Source organism: Jiangella ureilytica, assembly GCF_004348545.1.
In the GTDB taxonomy this organism is placed as follows: Bacteria; Actinomycetota; Actinomycetes; order Jiangellales; family Jiangellaceae; genus Jiangella; species Jiangella ureilytica.
Genome location: NZ_SMKL01000068.1, coordinates 1 through 18,480 on the forward strand (window position 1 = coordinate 1; position 18,480 = coordinate 18,480).

The window sequence follows — 18,480 nt, forward strand, 5'->3', positions numbered from 1 at the left end:
GGTCAAGGGCGGGCAGGCCCAGGCCGAGGCGAGTGGATCGGGAATCGGGCGGCCCAGGCCGAGGCGAATGGATCGGGACCCGGGCGGCCGAGGCCGAGGCGAGTGGAATCGGGCGGTCCAGGCCGAGGCGGATCGGGCCGAATCCGGGCGGCCGAGGCCGATCGGTGACACCCGGCCGCGGGAATCGGTGACATCGTGCCGAGAACCGTGATCATGGGCGGGTTCGTGCCGCTCCGGCGACGACGATGCCGTCATGATCATGGTCCTCGCCGTCCGTGCGGCCGTCCGGAAGGTGGGAACGGGCGGGCATTCGTTCGCCCCCAGCGAACGCGGGCCGGCTCCAGCCGCCCGCCGTCCGCCCGCCCGAGGTCCCTGCGCCGGCCGTCCGGACCACCCGTCGCACTACTGGATCGTACGTTCGGATGAGTTGTCGATCAGCCTCTGAGCACCGCGAATGCGGCAAAACAGGGGAGACTCCCGGGATTTCGGGAGCGTCGGTGCTTGACGTGGGCGACCTCGTGACGAGATGCTGATCTGGCAGCGGGGTGGGGGATGCGAGACAGAAGGAAGCGCGGAGTGGCTGACCACTCGACAGCAGTGTGCCCTTTGGGTTAGACTGCAGCTTTGCGCTGCCCTTCGCCGATGCTGCCCGCTTGGGTTGAGGACTGCGCGTGCATTCCGACCGTGTGCCCTCGGAAGGACCCCTGTTGGCCGTCACGCCCACCACCACTGCTGGCCCCAATGTCTCGCGTCGCATCTCCTTTGCCAAGATTCGCGAACCTCTCGACGTTCCGAACCTTCTCGCCCTTCAGATAGACAGCTTCGACTGGCTGCTCGGCAACGAGCGCTGGCAGGCGCGTGTCGCCGCCGCCGAGGCGGAGGGGCGTACAGACGTCAACACGACGTCGGGTCTGCAGGAGATCCTCGACGAGATCAGCCCCATCGAGGACTTCTCGGCGACCATGTCGCTGTCGTTCTCGAACCCTCGTTTCGAGGACCCCAAGAACAGCATCGACGAGTGCAAGATGCGCGACTTCACGTACTCCGCGCCGCTGTTCGTCACCGCCGAGTTCATCAACAACGAGACCGGCGAGATCAAGTCCCAGACCGTGTTCATGGGCGACTTCCCGCTCATGACGCCCAAGGGGACGTTCATCGTCAACGGCACCGAGCGTGTCGTCGTGTCGCAGCTGGTGCGGTCGCCGGGCGTCTACTTCGAGCGGTCGCTCGACAAGACCTCCGACAAGGACATCTACACGGCCAAGGTCATCCCGTCGCGGGGTGCGTGGCTCGAGTTCGAGATCGACAAGCGCGACATGGTCGGCGTCCGTCTCGACCGCAAGCGCAAGCAGAACGTCACCGTGCTGCTCAAGGCCATGGGCTGGACCAACGAGCAGATCCTCGAGGAGTTCGGCGACTACGAGTCGATGCGCGCCACCCTGGAGAAGGACCACACCACCACCCAGGACGAGGCGCTGCTCGACATCTACCGGAAGATGCGCCCGGGCGAGCCGCCCACGCGCGAGGCCGCGCAGCAGCTGCTCGAGAACGCCTACTTCAACCCGAAGCGCTACGACCTGGCCAAGGTGGGGCGCTACAAGCTGGGCAAGAAGCTCGGACTCGACCTGCCGCTCGACCAGAGCACGCTGACCATCGACGACATCATCGGCACGCTGCGCTACCTGGTGCGGCTGCACGCCGGCGAGACGGAGCTGACGAACGGCGACCTCACGGTCCCGGTCGAGGTCGACGACATCGACCACTTCGGCAACCGTCGCCTGCGCACGGTCGGCGAGCTCATCCAGAACCAGGTGCGCACCGGTCTGTCCCGCATGGAGCGCGTCGTCCGCGAGCGCATGACCACGCAGGACGTCGAGGCCATCACGCCGCAGACCCTGATCAACATCCGCCCGGTCGTGGCGGCCATCAAGGAGTTCTTCGGCACCTCGCAGCTGTCGCAGTTCATGGACCAGACCAACCCGCTGGCGGGCCTGACGCACAAGCGTCGTCTCTCGGCCCTCGGCCCGGGTGGTCTGTCGCGTGAGCGCGCCGGCATGGAGGTCCGCGACGTCCACCCGTCGCACTACGGCCGCATGTGCCCCATCGAGACCCCTGAGGGCCCGAACATCGGCCTCATCGGCTCGCTGGCCACCTACGGGCGCATCAACGCGTTCGGGTTCATCGAGACGCCGTACCGGAAGGTCGTCAACGCCCGCGTCACCGACGACATCGAGTACCTCAGCGCCGACGAAGAGGACCGTCGCGTCATCGCGCAGGCCAACGCGCCGCTGACCGAAGACAACGGCTTCGCCGAGGACAAGGTCCTGGTCCGTAAGCGCGGCGGCGAGATCGAGACCGTGCCGGGCGAGCAGGTCGACTATATGGACGTGTCGCCGCGGCAGATGGTCTCCGTCGCCACTGCGATGATCCCGTTCCTCGAGCACGACGACGCCAACCGCGCGCTCATGGGCTCCAACATGCAGCGCCAGGCCGTGCCGCTGCTCCGTTCCGAGTCGCCGCTGGTCGGCACCGGCATGGAGTCGCACGCGGCCGAGGACGCCGGCGACGTCATCCTGGCCGAGAAGGACGGCGTGGTCACCGAGCTGTCGGCCGACTACGTCACGATCATGGCCGACGACGGCACGTACCAGACGTACCAGCTGGCCAAGTTCCGCCGCTCCAACGCCGGCTCCTGCATCAACCAGAAGCCGATCGTCGACGAAGGCCAGCGCGTGCTCGCCGGGCAGGTCATCGCCGACGGCCCGTCCACCGAGCTCGGTGAGATGGCGCTGGGCAAGAACCTGCTGGTCGCGTTCATGTCGTGGGAGGGCCACAACTACGAGGACGCCATCGTCATCTCGCAGCGGCTCATCCAGGACGACGTCCTCACCTCGATCAAGATCGAGGAGCACGAGGTCGACGCCCGCGACACCAAGCTGGGCCCCGAGGAGATCACGCGCGACATCCCGAACGTGTCCGACGAGGTCCTGGCCGACCTCGACGAGCGCGGCATCATCCGGATCGGCGCCGAGGTCACCAACGGCGACATCCTCGTCGGCAAGGTCACGCCCAAGGGCGAGACCGAGCTGACCCCCGAGGAGCGGCTGCTCCGCGCGATCTTCGGTGAGAAGGCGCGCGAGGTCCGCGACACCTCGCTGAAGGTGCCGCACGGCGAGTCCGGCAAGGTCATCGGCGTCCGGGTGTTCGACCGCGACGAGGGCGACGAGCTCCCGCCGGGTGTCAACCAGCTGGTCCGCGTCTACATCGCCCAGATGCGCAAGATCCAGGACGGCGACAAGCTCGCCGGCCGGCACGGCAACAAGGGCGTCATCGCCAAGATCCTCCCGGTCGAGGACATGCCGTTCCTCGAGGACGGCACCGCGGTCGACATGGTGCTGAACCCGCTCGGCGTCCCGAGCCGCATGAACCTCGGCCAGGTCATGGAGACCCACCTCGGGTGGGTGGCCAAGACCGGCTGGGAGGTCGAGGGCGACGACGAGGAGTGGAAGACCCGGCTGCGCGGCATCGGCGCCGGCGAGGCTCCGGCCAACACCAAGGTCGCCACGCCGGTCTTCGACGGTGCGCGCGAGGACGAGATCGCCGGCCTGCTCGGGTCGACGCTCAAGACGCGCGACGGCGTCCGCCTGGTGGGTGGCGACGGCAAGGCCCAGCTGTTCGACGGCCGGTCCGGTGAGCCGTTCCCGAAGCCGGTGGCGGTGGGCTACATGTACATCCTGAAGCTCAACCACCACGTCGACGACAAGATCCACGCGCGCTCGACCGGCCCGTACTCGATGGTCACGCAGCAGCCGCTGGGTGGCAAGGCGCAGTTCGGCGGCCAGCGCTTCGGTGAGATGGAGGTCTGGGCGCTCCAGGCCTACGGCGCCGCCTACGCGCTGCAGGAGCTGCTCACCATCAAGTCCGACGACGTTCCCGGCCGCGTCAAGGTCTACGAGGCCATCGTCAAGGGCGAGAACATCCCCGAGTCCGGTATCCCCGAGTCGTTCAAGGTGCTCTTCAAGGAGATGCAGGCGTTGTGCCTCAACGTCGAGGTGCTCTCCAGCGACGGGTCCCAGATCGAGATGCGCGAGACCGACGAGGACGTGTTCCGCGCGGCAGAAGAACTCGGAATCGACCTGTCCCGGCGCGAGCCGAGCAGCGTCGAAGAGGTCTGACGGTGGTGGGAGACCGGGCTTTCTGACCCGGTCTCCCATTTCCGCCGGCCACCACAGACCTGCATCATCTGAGCGAGAGAAGGACACACGTGCTCGACGTCAATTTCTTCGACGAGCTACGCATCGGCCTCGCGACCGCCGACAACATTCGCGAGTGGTCGCACGGCGAGGTCAAGAAGCCTGAGACGATCAACTACCGCACTCTGAAGCCGGAGAAGGACGGGCTCTTCTGCGAGAAGATCTTCGGTCCCACCCGCGACTGGGAGTGCTACTGCGGCAAGTACAAGCGCGTCCGCTTCAAGGGCATCATCTGTGAGCGCTGTGGCGTCGAGGTCACGCGCGCCAAGGTGCGCCGCGAGCGGATGGGCCACATCGAGCTGGCCGCCCCCGTCACGCACATCTGGTACTTCAAGGGTGTGCCGTCGCGGCTGGGCTACCTGCTCGACCTCGCCCCGAAGGACCTCGAGAAGGTCATCTACTTCGCGGCCTACATGATCACCTGGGTCGACGAGGAGGCGCGCCACCGCGACCTCTCGTCGCTCGAGGGCCAGATCGACGTGGAGCGCAAGCAGATCGAGCAGCGCCGCGACGCCGACATCGAGACGCGCGCCAAGAAGCTCGAGGCCGACCTCGCCGAGCTCGAGGCCGAGGGCGCCAAGGGCGACGCGCGCCGCAAGGTCAAGGAGTCGGCCGAGCGCGAGATGAGCCAGCTGCGCAAGCGCGCGGAGGCCGAGATCGACCGGCTCAACGCCGTCTGGGACCGCTTCCGCAACCTCAAGGTCCAGGACCTCGAGGGCGACGAGCTGCTGTACCGCGAGATGCGCGACCGCTTCGGCCAGTACTTCCGCGGCGGCATGGGCGCGCAGGCCATCAAGGAGCGCATCGACGGCTTCGACCTCGAGGCCGAGGCCGACAAGCTGCGCGACCTCATCCGCACCGGCAAGGGCCAGAAGAAGACGCGTGCGCTCAAGCGGCTCAAGGTCGTCTCGCCGTTCCTGACGACGAAGAACGACCCCCGCGGCATGGTGCTCGACGCCGTCCCGGTCATCCCGCCGGACCTGCGCCCCATGGTGCAGCTCGACGGCGGCCGGTTCGCGACCAGCGACCTGAACGACCTCTACCGCCGGGTCATCAACCGGAACAACCGGCTCAAGCGGCTGCTCGACCTCGGCGCGCCCGAGATCATCGTCAACAACGAGAAGCGGATGCTCCAGGAGTCCGTGGACGCGCTGTTCGACAACGGCCGCCGCGGCCGTCCCGTCACGGGTCCCGGCAACCGCCCGCTGAAGTCGATCTCCGACATGCTCAAGGGCAAGCAGGGCCGGTTCCGCCAGAACCTGCTGGGCAAGCGCGTCGACTACTCGGGCCGTTCGGTCATCGTCGTCGGCCCGCAGCTCAAGCTGCACCAGTGCGGCCTGCCGAAGGGCATGGCGATCGAGCTGTTCAAGCCGTTCGTCATGAAGCGGCTGGTCGACCTGTCGCACGCGCAGAACATCAAGAGCGCGAAGCGCATGGTCGAGCGCGCCCGCCCGGTCGTCTGGGACGTTCTCGAGGAGGTCATCGCCGAGCACCCGGTCCTGCTGAACCGGGCTCCGACGCTGCACCGTCTCGGTATCCAGGCGTTCGAGCCGCAGCTGATCGAGGGCAAGGCCATCCAGATCCACCCGCTCGTCTGCACGGCGTTCAACGCCGACTTCGACGGCGACCAGATGGCCGTGCACCTGCCGCTGTCGGCCGAGGCGCAGGCCGAGGCCCGCGTCCTGATGCTGTCCAGCAACAACATCCTCAAGCCGGCCGACGGCCGGCCGGTCACCATGCCGACGCAGGACATGGTGCTGGGCATCTTCTTCCTGACCTCGGACCGGGGCGACCAGACCGGCGAGGGCCGGGCCTTCTCGTCCGTCGCCGAGGGCATCGCGGCCTTCGACCGCGGCGAGCTGTCGCTGCAGGCGCCGATCACCATCCGCGTGAACGACGTCGTGCCGCCGGCGGGCTTCGAGGCTCCGGAGGACTGGGAGACCGGGCAGCCGCTGACGCTGCGCACCACCCTGGGCCGGGCGCTGTTCAACGAGGCGCTGCCGCTCGACTACCCGTTCGTCGACGCCGTCGTGGACAAGAAGCGCCTCGGCAGCATCGTCAACGACCTCGCCGAGCGGTACCCGAAGATCCAGGTGGCGGCCACCCTCGACGCGCTGAAGGAGATCGGCTTCCACTGGGCCACCCGGTCCGGCGTGACGGTCTCGTTCGACGACGTCATGGCGCCGCCCACCAAGGCGCACATCCTCGAGGACTACGAGGCCAAGGCCGAGAAGGTCGAGCGCAACTTCGCCCGCGGCGTCATCTCCGACGGCGAGCGGCGCGAGGAGCTCATCGACATCTGGACCGACGCCACCAACGCGGTCGACGAGGCCATGCGGGCGGCGTTCACCTCGGAGAACGCCATCAACATCATGGTCACCTCCGGTGCCCGTGGTAACTGGATGCAGATCCGCCAGCTGGCGGGCATGCGCGGCCTGGTCGCCAACCCCAAGGGTGAGACCATCCCGCGGCCCATCAAGGCGAGCTTCCGCGAGGGTCTGTCCGTCGTCGAGTTCTTCATCTCGACGCACGGCGCCCGCAAGGGTCTGGCCGACACCGCGCTGCGGACCGCCGACTCCGGTTACCTGACCCGTCGTCTGGTCGACGTCTCCCAGGACGTCATCATCCGCGAGGTCGACTGCGGCACCGAGCGTGGTCTGTCGCTGCCGATCGCCGCGGCCGGCGCCGACGGCCGTCTCGTCACCGACGAGCACGTCGAGACCTCGGTCTACGCGCGCTCGCTGGTCGAGGACGTCGTGGCGCCCGACGGCACCAAGGTGGCGTCGGCCGGTGACGACCTCGGCGACGTCGAGATCGGCCGCCTGGTGGCCGCGGGCGTCGAGAAGGTCCGCGTCCGCAGCGTCCTGACCTGCGAGAGCAAGACCGGCGTCTGCGCCATGTGCTACGGCCGGTCGCTGGCGTCGGGCAAGCTCGTCGACGTGGGCGAGGCGGTCGGCATCATCGCCGCCCAGTCCATCGGCGAGCCCGGCACCCAACTGACCATGCGGACGTTCCACACCGGCGGTGTCGCCGGTGAGGACATCACGCACGGCCTGCCGCGTGTGGTCGAGCTGTTCGAGGCGCGTGCCCCGAAGGGCAAGGCTCCGCTCGCGGAGACCGCCGGCCGGGTCCGCATCGAAGAGGACGCCAAGGGCGCCCACGCGGTCATCGTCCCCGACGACGGCGGCGAGGAGCAGTCGTTCCCGCTGTCGCGGCGTGTGTTCGAGTGGACCAACCGGCGCGCCCCGGGCATCGCCCAGTGGCGTGTCCAGGACGGCGACCACGTCGAGGTCGGCGAGCTGCTGCACTCCGGCACGGCCGACCCGCACGACGTGCTGCGGGTCCAGGGCCAGCGGGCGGTCCAGGTCTTCCTGACCGACCAGGTCCAGGAGGTCTACCGGTCGCAGGGTGTGTCCATCCACGACAAGCACATCGAGATCATCGTGCGGCAGATGCTGCGCCGGATCACGGTGCTCGAGAGCGGCACCACCGACCTGCTCCCCGGCGAGCTGGTCGAGCGGTCGCGGTTCGAGGAGGAGAACCGTCGCTCGGTGGCCGAGAGCGGTCAGCCGGCGTCGGGTCGCCCGCAGCTGATGGGCATCACCAAGGCGTCGCTGGCCACCGACTCGTGGCTGTCGGCGGCGTCGTTCCAGGAGACCACGCGGGTACTCACGGAGGCGGCCATCAACGCCAAGTCCGACCCGCTGATCGGCCTGAAGGAGAACGTCATCCTCGGCAAGCTGATCCCGGCCGGTACGGGCCTGCCCCGCTACCGCAACCTGCGGGTCGAGCCGACCGAGGAGGCCAAGGCCGCCATGTACTCCATGGTCGACTACGGCGCCGACTACTCCGACTACGAGTTCGGCCAGGGGTCCGGCGAGGCCGTGCGTCTCGAGGACTACGACTTCGGCTCGTACAACTGACGAGTCCGGCGTCACTGATCGGCGGCGCCGTCACCCCTCGCGGGTGGCGGCGCCGTCGTCATTCCCGGGGTCGTCGACGACCTCGAAGCCCTCGTGGCTGTCGCCCTTCTCGGGCGCGATCTCGCCCGTCGGCGGGTCGACGTCCTGCTGGGCGTCGCGGACCGCCTGCAGGTAGAGGTCCTTCTCCTCGTCGCTCAGCGCGTCGTAGGTGGCGCGGTCGAAGCGCATCCCGTCACCTCCTCGATCTGGAAGCTCCAGCACTCGCGCCGATGGTCCCACGAGCGCCCGATCACGCGGAACCGCGTGCCGGGGGCGAACAGCACCTCGGCCTCGTGCGCGAAGAACGAGAGCGACCGGATGTCGGCGCCCGTGCGGCCGGCGATGGTGATGAACGCGTTGCCGCCGCGCCGGAACGCCTCGGCCACCGGCGCGCTGGCCGACGAGCTGGCGAACCCGCGGTCGGCGACGACGGCGCCCGGCCGCCAGCGGGGGAGATCGGCCGCCGGCAGCGTGGTGCCGCGGTAGGAGACGCCGTCGAAGCGCGGCAGCGCCGCCAGCCCGGCGACGGCGTCGTCGACCAGCCGCTGCAGGTCGTCGCGCCGCTCCGCGGGGGTGTCTCGCGGCCGCCGCAGGTGCCGATTGATCTCCTCGACGCCCTCGACCGTGGTGTAGAAGTGCAGGGCTCGGAGCTGCGCCGGGGTGAGGTGCGCGGCGCCGTGGGCGTGGAGCCGGGGGTGCGGGGAGGCCGTTCCCGCTCGCTCCGGCTCGTCCCTCACCTCCGATGCCCGGCCGAACCCTGGCCGGACTCCCCGCGCCCCCGGCCCCGGCCGGGTGCCGCGGCTGCTGTGCTGCGCGGGGCCGAGCAGCTCTTCCAGAGCGTCGGTGGTGGCGTCGAGGGTCAGGGTCACCTGCTCGGCGGCGGTGGTGACGGTCTGCGCCATGGCGGCGGCGGCCGCGCGCAGGACGTGGTGCTGGGACGGAGACAGCGCCGGACCGGCCACGCGGCCGACGAGCTGGGCGCGGGACAGCACCGCCGCGGCGAGCGCGCCGGCGCCGTCGTGAACCACATCGGACAGCTCCGCCAGCCCGCGGGCGGCGGACCGTACCGGTCGCGCGGAGGACGAGAGGACCACACCTCCTATGGGTGGTTCCCGCGGCCCGAATGTGACACCGCCCAGTAGGATTTGGCGCCGCCACGCCGAGGAGGACCGATGACCGAGCCGACCGTCGCGCTGCTGCGCGACGCCGGCCTGCTGAGCGGCGAGCCCGGCGCGCTCTACCGCGAGTGGATCCGGTGGACGCTGGCGTCGGGGCTCACCCCGGAGCAGGTGCCCGGCCGGGCCCGCGACGAGGGCGTCACCGCGGGCACGTTCGAGCCGCTCGCCGCGCGGACGGTCTGGCGGGGTCCCGATGGCCGGCCGTACGTGCGCGTCGACGACGCCCGCCGGGCCCGCGAGCTGGCCCGGCTGGCCGAGCTGCTCAACGGCGGCCGACCGAGTCTCAGCGACCCGCGCCGCGACCGCAACACCTGGTCGTACACCGGGCTGTTCGGCCTCAACGCCGGCGACGCCGGGACGGCGGTCAGGCGCGGTGCCCTGGTGGCCACGCCCGAGGGGACGATGATGGCGGCGGCCGGCCGGCGGGCGCTGCGGGCCGTGCCCAACCCCGTCGACTGGTTCGCGGCCCGCGGCGGCACCACCTGGGGCGAGATCTACCTGGTGAACGGCTCGCACGACGACCCCGCCGAGGTGCTGCGCACGACGGTGGAGTCCGGCGGCCGCCCGCCGGGGTCCGGTGCGCCGAGTCTGGCCCGGCTGCTGCGCCACGAGCGGATCCACTCCGAGCAGTGGGCCCGCTACGGCTACGTCCGGTTCATCTGGGAGTATGTCATCCGGCACGATCCCCGGAAGCCGTGCGAGCACCCGCTGGAACGCGAGGCCGGCCTGGCCGACGGCGGCTACCGCTGCTGACGGCGGCGGGCGGTTCGTGCGGGCGGCGCGGCGTGGAGGCGTGACGTCGACGAAACCGGTGCGTTATGGTCGCCTGACCTCTTCCGTTGAGCAGCGGCATCCACTTTGACCTGGGTACCCTCGACCGGGTAACCTCAATCTCCGTGCCTGGACTGCTCCGGGCAATCCGGCGCGCCCGGCGATTGAAGCCGGCGCATACCGGACGGATCTACCGACCACACCGATCGGGAGCCTGATCGTGCGGCGTGGGGCCGGGCCGACACGCCCGACCGCGGGGGTCGCCGTAAGGCACCTCCCACCTGCGCAGACGCCAGGCAAGCGGGCGGTGTGATCCCCGGAAACCAGACCAGTCGAGGCAGTTCGACGAAGCAGAGGACACGGAGACGTAGTGCCTACGATCCAGCAGTTGGTCCGCAAGGGCCGCCAGGACAAGGTCGCCAAGAACAAGACCCCGGCGCTCAAGGGCAGCCCGCAGCGTCGCGGCGTGTGCACGCGTGTGTACACCACGACGCCGAAGAAGCCGAACTCGGCTCTTCGCAAGGTCGCCCGTGTCAAGCTGACCAGCCAGATCGAGGTCACCGCATACATCCCCGGCGTCGGCCACAACCTGCAGGAGCACTCCATGGTGCTCGTGCGCGGCGGCCGTGTGAAGGACCTCCCGGGCGTCCGGTACAAGATCATCCGCGGTTCGCTCGACACCCAGGGCGTCAAGAACCGCAAGCAGGCGCGCAGCCGCTACGGTGCGAAGAAGGAGAAGAGCTGATGCCGCGTAAGGGTCCCGCTCCCAAGCGGCCGGTCGTCGTCGACCCCGTCTACGGGTCGCCGCTGGTCACGCAGCTGGTCAACAAGGTGCTCGAGGACGGCAAGAAGTCCATCGCCGAGGGCATCGTCCATGGCGCCCTCGAGGGCTGCCGTGAGAAGACCGGCACCGACCCCGTCGTCACGCTCAAGCGCGCGCTCGACAACGTCAAGCCGACCCTCGAGGTCCGCAGCCGCCGCGTCGGTGGCGCGACCTACCAGGTGCCCATCGAGGTGCGCGCCGGCCGCAGCACCACACTGGCCCTGCGCTGGCTGGTCAGCTACTCCCGCGCCCGTCGTGAGAAGACCATGACGGAGCGGCTGATGAACGAGATCCTCGACGCCTCCAACGGCCTGGGTGCCAGCGTGAAGCGTCGCGAGGACACCCACAAGATGGCCGAGTCGAACAAGGCGTTCGCGCACTACCGCTGGTAGTCGCGGCAGCCGAGTCGACGAGACCGCATATAAGGAAGCGAACGCACGCACATGGCGACCGACCTCCGCAAGCTCGATCTGGCCAAGGTCCGCAACATCGGCATCATGGCCCACATCGACGCCGGCAAGACCACCACCACCGAGCGGATCCTCTACTACACCGGTATCAATTACAAGATCGGTGAGGTCCACGATGGCGCAGCCACCATGGACTGGATGGAGCAGGAGCAGGAACGCGGCATCACCATCACGTCGGCCGCGACCACCTGCGAGTGGGACGGCCACACCATCAACATCATCGACACGCCCGGCCACGTCGACTTCACGGTCGAGGTCGAGCGGTCGCTGCGCGTCCTCGACGGCGCGGTCGCCGTATTCGACGGCGTCGCCGGCGTCGAGCCGCAGTCCGAGACCGTCTGGCACCAGGCCAACAAGTACGGCGTCCCGCGCATCTGCTTCGTCAACAAGCTCGACCGCACGGGTGCCGAGTTCCACCGCTGCGTCGACATGATCGTGTCGCGGCTCAAGGCCACCCCGCTGGTGCTGCAGCTGCCGATCGGCGCCGAGGCGGACTTCCGCGGCCTCGTCGACCTCGTCGACATGAAGGCTCTGGTCTGGTCGGCCGAGACGCCGCTGGGCGAGATGTACGACACCGTCGACATCCCGGACACGCACACCGAGGCCGCCCAGGAGTGGCGCGACCGCCTGCTCGAGACCATCGCCGAGAACGACGAGGCGATGATGGAGCTGTACCTCGAGGGCAAGGAGCCCGATCGCGACGAGCTCATCGCCGCGATCCGCCGCGCCACCATCGCCGGCAACCTCACCCCGGTGCTCACCGGTTCGGCGTTCAAGAACAAGGGCGTGCAGCCCATGCTCGACGCCGTCGTGCGCTACCTGCCGTCGCCGGTCGACGTCGGCTCGGTCGAGGGCCACGCCATGGGCGACGAGGAAGCGATCGTCGTCCGCGAGCCCGAGGAAGACGCTCCGCTGTCGTCGCTGGCGTTCAAGATCATGGCCGACCCGCACCTCGGCAAGCTCACGTTCGTCCGGGTCTACTCGGGCACGCTGACCACCGGGACCATGGTGCTGAACAGCACCAAGGGCAACAGGGAGCGCATCGGCAAGATCTACCGGATGCACGCGAACAAGCGCGAGGAGATCGAGAAGGCCAGCGCCGGCCAGATCGTCGCCGTCATGGGGCTGAAGAACACCACCACCGGCGACACGCTGTCCGACTCCGCCCAGCCGGTCATCCTCGAGTCGATGAAGTTCCCGGCGCCCGTCATCTCGGTGGCCATCGAGCCGAAGACGAAGAGCGACCAGGAGAAGCTGGGCACCGCGATCCAGCGCCTCGCCGACGAGGACCCGACCTTCCAGGTCCGCACCGACGATGACACCGGCCAGACCATCATCTCGGGCATGGGCGAGCTCCACCTCGAGATCCTGGTCGACCGCATGAAGCGCGAGTTCAAGGTCGAGGCCAACGTCGGCAAGCCTCAGGTGGCGTACCGCGAGACCATCCGCCGCAAGGTCGAGAAGGTCGAGTACACCCACAAGAAGCAGACCGGTGGATCCGGCCAGTTCGCGCGCGTCATCATCGACATCGAGCCCACGGGCGGCGAGGGCGACGGCGGCTACGAGTTCGTGAACGCGGTCACCGGTGGCCGCGTCCCGCGCGAGTACATCCCGTCGGTCGACGCGGGTGCGCAGGAGGCGATGGAGTTCGGTGTCGTCGCCGGCTACCCGCTGGTCGACGTCAAGGTGACGCTGCGCGACGGTGCGTACCACGAGGTCGACTCTTCGGAGCTGGCCTTCAAGATCGCCGGTTCCATGGCGTTCAAGGAAGCTGCTCGGCGCGCCGACCCGGTGCTGCTCGAGCCGATGTTCGAGGTCGAGGTGTCGACGCCCGAGGACTACATGGGCGAAGTCATCGGCGACCTCAACTCCCGCCGTGGCCAGATCCAGGCCATGGAGGAGCGTGCCGGCCAGCGCATCGTCAAGGCGCTGGTCCCGCTGTCGGAGATGTTCGGCTACGTCGGTGACCTCCGCAGCAAGACCCAGGGCCGGGCGAGCTACTCGATGCAGTTCGACTCCTACGCCGAGGTTCCTCGGAACGTGGCGGAAGAGATCATCAAGAAGGTCCGGGGAGAGTAATCTCTCCGGGTCTTCACCCGGCCCGGCACCAAGAGCAATCCCGACCAGAACAGCTAGCCGAACACACCGCACCAGCGGGAATCGGCAACGTACGACGTCCACAGGAGGACCCCACAGTGGCTAAGGCGAAGTTCGAGCGGACCAAGCCGCACGTCAACATCGGCACCATCGGTCACGTCGACCACGGCAAGACCACGCTCACGGCTGCCATCACCAAGGTGCTGCACGAGAAGTACCCGGACCTGAACGAGGCCACTCCGTTCGACGACATCGACAAGGCGCCGGAGGAGAAGCAGCGCGGTATCACGATCAACATCGCGCACGTCGAGTACCAGACCGACAAGCGCCACTACGCGCACGTCGACGCGCCGGGTCACGCCGACTACATCAAGAACATGATCACCGGTGCGGCGCAGATGGACGGCGCCATCCTGGTGGTCGCGGCCACCGACGGCCCGATGCCGCAGACCAAGGAGCACGTGCTGCTGGCCCGCCAGGTCGGCGTGCCGTACATCCTGGTCGCGCTGAACAAGGCCGACATGGTCGACGACGAGGAGATCCTCGAGCTCGTCGAGCTCGAGGTGCGCGAGCTGCTCTCCGAGTACGAGTTCCCGGGCGACGACGTCCCCGTGGTCAAGGTCTCGGCGCTGAAGGCGCTCGAGGGCGACGCCGAGTGGGTCAAGACGGTCGAGGACCTCATGGAGGCCGTCGACGAGAACGTGCCGGACCCGGTGCGCGACATCGAGAAGCCCTTCCTCATGCCGATCGAGGACGTCTTCACCATCACCGGTCGTGGCACGGTCGTCACCGGCCGCGTCGAGCGCGGCGTGCTGAAGGCCAACGAGGAGGTCGAGCTCGTCGGCATCCGTCCCGGCCCGGCCCAGAAGACCACCGTCACCGCCGTCGAGATGTTCCGCAAGACCCTCGACGAGGCGCGCGCCGGTGAGAACGTCGGCCTGCTGCTCCGCGGTACCAAGCGCGAGGACGTCGAGCGCGGCATGGTGGCCGTGAAGCCCGGCAGCAACACGCCGCACACCGACTTCGAGGCGCAGGTCTACATCCTGTCCAAGGACGAGGGTGGCCGGCACACGCCGTTCTTCAACAACTACCGTCCGCAGTTCTACTTCCGGACCACGGACGTCACCGGCGTCGTCACGCTGCCCGAGGGCACCGAGATGGTCATGCCGGGCGACAACACCAGCATGACCGTCGCGCTGATCCAGCCGGTGGCCATGGAAGAGGGTCTGAAGTTCGCCATCCGCGAGGGTGGCCGGACCGTTGGCGCCGGCAACGTCGTCAAGATCCTCAAGTAGTTCGACATTGCGAGGGGCGGCCGTCTCGGCCGCCCCTCGCACCTCGACATGCAGAAGTCGGATCATGCAAGGGTCACGAACGTTCTCCGGACGACATCGGGCCCGGACCGAGGGCTCGTGGGGACTCCGGCCCCCATTCGCCCGTCGGTACTTGCATGATCCTCCAGGATTGGCCTCAGCCAATCTGATCTGGCATACTGTTCAGGTTGCTCGGCGGAGGGCGACGTCTGCGCTGTGCGCGCGGGAACGGTGCGATGCACCGGGCCTCATGACGAAGAACTCCGATGGGCCGGCACTGCGCCTCAGGGGCGTGGCCGGGTCGCCGTCAAACCCCGATGAACCAGCGAGTTCGTTGCGGCGTGCTGTGCCGAAAGGCGCGACACGCCCGACCGCGGGGGTCGGCGGAGCAGCAGCTCAGTGTTGGTTCAGATCGGGTCTTAGCAGTACGAAGAGTGAGGACGCAAGCAGCCATGGCGGGACAGAAGATCCGCATCCGGCTCAAGGCCTATGACCACGAGGTCATCGACACGTCGGCGCGCAAGATCGTCGACACGGTGACGCGCACGGGTGCGCAGGTCGCAGGCCCGGTGCCGCTGCCTACCGAGAAGAACGTGTACTGCGTCATCCGGTCGCCGCACAAGTACAAGGACAGCCGCGAGCACTTCGAGATGCGTACGCACAAGCGGCTCATCGACATCATCGACCCCACGCCGAAGACCGTCGACTCGCTCATGCGTCTCGACCTGCCGGCCGGCGTCGACATCGAGATCAAGCTCTGAGGGACCGCCGACGATGAGTATTCAGTCTTCCGAGGCCGCCGCTACCACGGTGCGCAAGGGCCTGCTGGGCGAGAAGCTCGGCATGACCCAGGTGTGGGACGAGAACAACCGCATCGTGCCCGTCACCGTCATCAAGGCCGGGCCGTGCGTCGTCACGCAGGTCCGCACGCCTGAGCAGGACGGCTACGACGCGGTTCAGCTCGGCTTCGGCCAGCCGAACCTGCGCAAGGTCACCAAGCCGGCCCAGGGTCACTTCGACCGCGCCGGCGTCACGCCGCGGCGCTACGTCGCCGAGCTGCGCACCGCCGACGCCTCCGAGTACACCCTCGGCCAGGAGCTGACGGTGGAGCTGTTCGAGGCCGGCCAGGAGGTCGACGTCACGGGCACCACCAAGGGCAAGGGCTTCGCCGGTGTCATGAAGCGCCACGGCTTCCACGGCCTGCGCGCCTCGCACGGTGTGCAGCGCAAGCACCGCTCGCCGGGCTCCATCGGCGGCTGCGCCACGCCCGGTCGCGTGTTCAAGGGCATGAAGATGGCCGGCCGCATGGGCGGCGAGCGCATGACCACCCAGAACATCGCGGTCCAGGCCATCGACGCCGAGAAGGGGCTGCTGCTCCTCAAGGGCGCCGTGCCCGGCCCCAACGGCGGCCTCGTCTTCGTCCGCACGGCCGCGAAGGGGGTCGTCAAGTGAGCACCGTGACGGTTCTCGACGCCGCCGGCAAGAAGTCCGGCACCGTCGACCTCCCCGCCGAGGTCTTCGAGGTCCAGGTCAACGTCCCGCTGATCCACCAGGTCGTGGTGGCGCAGCTGGCCGCGGCCCGCCAGGGCACGCACGCCACGAAGACCCGCGCCGAGGTGTCCGGCGGCGGCGCCAAGCCGTACCGCCAGAAGGGCACCGGCCGCGCCCGCCAGGGCTCGATCCGCGCGCCGCAGTTCACCGGCGGCGGCATCGTGCACGGCCCGCAGCCGCGCGACTACTCGCAGCGGACGCCGAAGAAGATGAAGGCCGCCGCGCTCCGCGGCGCGCTGTCGGACCGGGCGAGCCACGGCCGCGTGCACGTGATTACCGGTTTCGTCGACGGCGACGTCCCGAGCACCAAGACCGCGCTGAAGGCCCTGCAGTCGCTCACCGAGCGGCGCAGCGTGCTGGTCGTGGTCGAGCGCGGCGACGAGGTCACGGCGAAGAGCCTGCGCAACGCGCCGCAGGTGCACCTGCTCGTGGCCGACCAGCTGAACACCTACGACGTGCTCTGTGCCGACGACATCGTCTTCACCAAGGGTGCGCTCGATGCGTTCCTGGGCACCAGCGCATCGGACACGGCCACGACGACCTCCGATGGGGAGGACACCAAGTGAGCGTCAACCGCAGGGACCCGCGCGACATCCTCATCGTGCCGGTCGTGTCCGAGAAGAGCTACAGCCTTCTCGATGAGAACAAGTACACCTTCGTCGTCGCCCCTGACGCGAACAAGACCGAGATCAAGATCGCGGTCGAGAAGGTGTTCAACGTCAAGGTCACCGGTGTCAACACCCAGAACCGCCAGGGCAAGCGTCGCCGCACCCGCTTCGGGGTGGGCAAGCGCCCCGACACCAAGCGCGCGATCGTCACGGTCGCCGAGGGCCAGCGCATCGACATCTTCTCCGGCCCGGTCGGCTGAAGCCGGCCAGGACACGAGCTACTGAGGTAACGACGAATGGGAATCCGTAAGTACAAGCCGACGACGCCGGGCCGACGCGGCTCCAGCGTCGCCGACTTCGTCGAGGTCACCCGGTCCACGCCCGAGAAGTCGCTGGTGCGGCCGCTGCCCAAGAAGGGCGGCCGCAACAACTCCGGCAAGATCACGACGCGCCACCAGGGCGGCGGGCACAAGCGCCAGTACCGGGTCGTCGACTTCCGCCGGGCCGACAAGGACGGCGTGCCGGCGAAGGTCGCGCACATCGAGTACGACCCGAACCGCACCTCGCGCATCGCGCTGCTGCACTACGCCGACGGCGAGAAGCGCTACATCCTGGCGCCGTACCGCCTGGCCCAGGGCGCGACGGTCGAGGCCGGCCCCGGTGCCGACATCAAGCCCGGCAACAACCTGCCGCTGCGCAACATCCCGGTCGGTACGGTCGTCCACGCCATCGAGCTGCGGCCCGGCGGCGGCGCCAAGATCGCCCGCTCCGCCGGCGCCAGCGTGCAGCTGGTGGCCAAGGAGGGCACGTGGGCGCAGCTGCGCATGCCGTCCGGTGAGATCCGCAACGTCGACGTGCGCTGCCGCGCCACCGTCGGCGAGGTCGGCAACGCCGAGCAGTCGAACATCAACTGGGGCAAGGCCGGCCGCATGCGCTGGAAGGGCAAGCGCCCGACGGTCCGTGGTGTCGCCATGAACCCGGTCGACCACCCGCACGGTGGTGGTGAGGGCAAGACCTCCGGTGGTCGCCACCCGGTCAACCCGAACGGTCGTCCCGAGGGGCGCACCCGCCGGAAGAACAAGCCCAGCGACCGTCAGATCGTCCGCCGTCGCAAGACCGGCAAGAAGCGCTGAGTCGGGAGTAGGAACAGATGCCGCGCAGCCTGAAGAAGGGCCCCTTCGTCGACGAGCACCTGGCCAAGAAGGTCGATGCTCAGAACGAGAAGGGCACCAAGAACGTCATCAAGACCTGGTCCCGTCGCTCGATGATCGTGCCGGACATGATCGGCCACACCATCGCGGTGCACGACGGCCGCAAGCACGTCCCGGTGTTCGTGACCGAGGCGATGGTCGGGCACAAGCTCGGCGAGTTCGCCCCGACGCGCACGTTCAAGGGCCACGAGAAGGACGACCGCCGCGCTCGCCGCCGGTGACGTCCACCACGAAGTGACAGAG

Annotated in this window: 15 protein-coding genes; 13 read left to right on the forward strand and 2 right to left on the reverse strand. The window is 68.7% G+C overall.

Annotated elements, in window-relative coordinates; genetic code table 11:
• The first annotated feature begins 704 nt into the window (after positions 1–704).
• Both rpoB and E1212_RS23195 read left to right on the forward strand, forming a co-directional pair.
• Complete coding sequence (gene rpoB / locus E1212_RS23190) at positions 705–4,175, forward strand: DNA-directed RNA polymerase subunit beta (protein ID WP_131986935.1); 3,471 nt, start codon at positions 705–707, stop codon at positions 4,173–4,175.
• Between the two features lie 89 nt (positions 4,176–4,264).
• Positions 4,265–8,176, forward strand: coding sequence for a DNA-directed RNA polymerase subunit beta' (locus tag E1212_RS23195; RefSeq protein ID WP_131986880.1), 3,912 nt, complete (start codon positions 4,265–4,267; stop codon positions 8,174–8,176).
• 30 nt (positions 8,177–8,206) lie between these two features.
• On the opposite strand, the gene E1212_RS23200 is transcribed toward E1212_RS23195, so the two are convergent.
• Both E1212_RS23200 and E1212_RS23205 read right to left on the reverse strand, forming a co-directional pair.
• Entirely contained in the window at positions 8,207–8,404 is a 198-nt protein-coding gene (locus E1212_RS23200) for a hypothetical protein (RefSeq protein ID WP_131986881.1), read from the reverse strand.
• Positions 8,371–9,309 (reverse strand): ADP-ribosyltransferase domain-containing protein, encoded by a 939-nt coding sequence (locus E1212_RS23205; RefSeq protein ID WP_131986883.1) that lies wholly within the window; start codon positions 9,307–9,309, stop codon positions 8,371–8,373. The genes E1212_RS23200 and E1212_RS23205 overlap by 34 nt, the downstream gene beginning before the upstream one ends.
• A gap of 78 nt (positions 9,310–9,387) precedes the next feature.
• Between E1212_RS23205 and E1212_RS23210 the strand changes: the two genes are divergently transcribed.
• From E1212_RS23210 to rpsS, 11 genes are all read left to right on the forward strand, one after another.
• Positions 9,388–10,146, forward strand: coding sequence for a hypothetical protein (locus E1212_RS23210; RefSeq protein ID WP_131986885.1), 759 nt, complete (start codon positions 9,388–9,390; stop codon positions 10,144–10,146).
• 388 nt (positions 10,147–10,534) lie between these two features.
• A complete protein-coding gene (gene rpsL / locus E1212_RS23215) occupies positions 10,535–10,909 on the forward strand; it encodes a 30S ribosomal protein S12 (protein ID WP_026877502.1) in 375 nt (124 codons plus the stop codon).
• Positions 10,909–11,379: a 30S ribosomal protein S7 gene (gene rpsG / locus E1212_RS23220; protein ID WP_092614269.1), complete on the forward strand. Its 471-nt coding sequence runs from the start codon at positions 10,909–10,911 to the stop codon at positions 11,377–11,379. The genes rpsL and rpsG overlap by 1 nt, the downstream gene beginning before the upstream one ends.
• A 51-nt stretch (positions 11,380–11,430) precedes the next feature.
• The gene (gene fusA, locus E1212_RS23225) at positions 11,431–13,536 is read left to right on the forward strand and encodes an elongation factor G (RefSeq protein WP_131986887.1); all 2,106 of its coding nucleotides are present in this window, start codon (positions 11,431–11,433) and stop codon (positions 13,534–13,536) included.
• 116 nt (positions 13,537–13,652) lie between these two features.
• Positions 13,653–14,849 (forward strand): elongation factor Tu, encoded by a 1,197-nt coding sequence (tuf, locus tag E1212_RS23230; protein WP_131986889.1) that lies wholly within the window; start codon positions 13,653–13,655, stop codon positions 14,847–14,849.
• 470 nt (positions 14,850–15,319) lie between these two features.
• Positions 15,320–15,628, forward strand: coding sequence for a 30S ribosomal protein S10 (gene rpsJ / locus E1212_RS23235; protein WP_026877498.1), 309 nt, complete (start codon positions 15,320–15,322; stop codon positions 15,626–15,628).
• A 13-nt stretch (positions 15,629–15,641) separates the two neighbouring features.
• On the forward strand, positions 15,642–16,319 hold the full coding sequence (gene rplC / locus E1212_RS23240; RefSeq protein ID WP_131986891.1) for a 50S ribosomal protein L3: 678 nt from the start codon (positions 15,642–15,644) through the stop codon (positions 16,317–16,319).
• The gene (gene rplD, locus E1212_RS23245; RefSeq protein WP_131986893.1) at positions 16,316–16,984 is read left to right on the forward strand and encodes a 50S ribosomal protein L4; all 669 of its coding nucleotides are present in this window, start codon (positions 16,316–16,318) and stop codon (positions 16,982–16,984) included. The genes rplC and rplD overlap by 4 nt, the downstream gene beginning before the upstream one ends.
• Positions 16,981–17,286: a 50S ribosomal protein L23 gene (gene rplW / locus E1212_RS23250; protein WP_131986895.1), complete on the forward strand. Its 306-nt coding sequence runs from the start codon at positions 16,981–16,983 to the stop codon at positions 17,284–17,286. Before rplD ends, rplW begins: the two co-directional genes overlap by 4 nt.
• A gap of 36 nt (positions 17,287–17,322) precedes the next feature.
• Complete coding sequence (rplB, locus tag E1212_RS23255) at positions 17,323–18,159, forward strand: 50S ribosomal protein L2 (protein ID WP_046772619.1); 837 nt, start codon at positions 17,323–17,325, stop codon at positions 18,157–18,159.
• A gap of 17 nt (positions 18,160–18,176) precedes the next feature.
• Positions 18,177–18,458, forward strand: coding sequence for a 30S ribosomal protein S19 (rpsS, locus tag E1212_RS23260; RefSeq protein WP_046772620.1), 282 nt, complete (start codon positions 18,177–18,179; stop codon positions 18,456–18,458).
• Positions 18,459–18,480: the final 22 nt, after the last annotated feature.

Coding starts and splice junctions, on each gene's coding strand:
- rplC (WP_131986891.1), top strand. CDS start 15,642: ATGAGTATTCAGTCTTCCGAGGCCGCCGCTACCACGGTGCGCAAGGGC.
- E1212_RS23200 (WP_131986881.1), bottom strand. CDS start 8,404: ATGCGCTTCGACCGCGCCACCTACGACGCGCTGAGCGACGAGGAGAAG.
- rpsS (WP_046772620.1), top strand. CDS start 18,177: ATGCCGCGCAGCCTGAAGAAGGGCCCCTTCGTCGACGAGCACCTGGCC.
- rplB (WP_046772619.1), top strand. CDS start 17,323: ATGGGAATCCGTAAGTACAAGCCGACGACGCCGGGCCGACGCGGCTCC.
- E1212_RS23210 (WP_131986885.1), top strand. CDS start 9,388: ATGACCGAGCCGACCGTCGCGCTGCTGCGCGACGCCGGCCTGCTGAGC.
- fusA (WP_131986887.1), top strand. CDS start 11,431: ATGGCGACCGACCTCCGCAAGCTCGATCTGGCCAAGGTCCGCAACATC.
- rpsG (WP_092614269.1), top strand. CDS start 10,909: ATGCCGCGTAAGGGTCCCGCTCCCAAGCGGCCGGTCGTCGTCGACCCC.
- rpsJ (WP_026877498.1), top strand. CDS start 15,320: ATGGCGGGACAGAAGATCCGCATCCGGCTCAAGGCCTATGACCACGAG.